This is a genomic window from Bacillus sp. SRB_8, from assembly GCF_003264205.1.
Taxonomy (GTDB): Bacteria; Bacillota; Bacilli; order Bacillales; family Bacillaceae_G; genus Bacillus_A; species Bacillus_A mycoides.
The window spans coordinates 1-486 of record NZ_NADT01000203.1 but is presented as its reverse complement, the minus strand read 5'-3'; the positions used below and the strand labels follow the sequence as shown (position 1 = coordinate 486).

At 36.4% G+C, this 486-nt stretch carries 1 protein-coding gene; it reads right to left on the bottom strand.

The genetic code is table 11. From position 1 onward, the window contains the following. On the bottom strand, positions 1-486 hold a 486-nt coding region (locus B5P40_RS32440), incomplete at both ends, for an RNA-guided endonuclease TnpB family protein (RefSeq protein WP_142936407.1).

Below are 486 nucleotides of genomic sequence, written 5' to 3'. Positions count from 1 at the left end.
TTTCTTTATGCAAGATATTAACTGCCGCATTAATATCTCGATCATGCTTGGTTTGACACTTAGGGCAAATCCATTCACGAATCTCTAATGGCTTAGCGCCACTATTATAGCCGCATTTTGAACAAATTCTGGAAGTATTCTTGGGATCAACTGCAATTAGTTTTTTTCCATACCATTCGCATTTGTATTCTAGCATTTGTCTAAACATTCGCCATGAAGCATTGGCAATTGACTTAGCCAAGTGATGATTTTTCTGAAGATTCTTGGTTTTCAAATCTTCAATCGCAATTACATCATATTGCTTAACTAAATGCGTAGTTAGTTTATGCAGATAATCTCTGCGCTGATTTGCTGTTTTTGCTTGGTATCTGGCTTTTGACTTTTGCGCTTTTTGCCAATTAGTGAAGCTTTCTAAGCTTCTAGGACAAAGCACCTTTTTATTCCTGTCTTGCAAAACTAATAATTTAGCTAAATGTCTGCGACGAG